This is a genomic window from Enterobacter sp. 50793107, assembly GCF_001463365.1.
Classification (GTDB): domain Bacteria; phylum Pseudomonadota; class Gammaproteobacteria; order Enterobacterales; family Enterobacteriaceae; genus Enterobacter; species Enterobacter cloacae.
This window is the reverse complement of sequence record NZ_LNII01000072.1, coordinates 1-232: the sequence shown is the minus strand read 5'-3', so window position 1 is coordinate 232 and position 232 is coordinate 1. Positions and strand designations below refer to the sequence as shown.

The window sequence follows — 232 nt, the reverse complement described above, 5'->3', positions numbered from 1 at the left end:
CTGCCGGGAAGAGTGCGACCAAGGCTGGTCAGGGTCAGATCCGCACCGTGCGTGAGGGCAACGGCCATGGAAACAAGGACATTAATCCGGAAGCTGTGAACGTCCGGTAAAGACGCGGAGAAAAATTTCTGGCAGACTGTCTGTAAAGGCACGATGAGGTCTCTTCTGATTTGTTAGCGCAACCAGTAGATCACACTTCATCGTGCTTTTCATTTTTCTGGGGAACCCTCAG

At 52.2% G+C, this 232-nt stretch carries 1 pseudogene; it reads right to left on the bottom strand.

What is annotated here, in order from left to right:
- Positions 1-152 (bottom strand): annotated as a pseudogene (locus APU11_RS28835) (IS4 family transposase); the annotation flags it as partial.
- Positions 153-232: the final 80 nt, after the last annotated feature.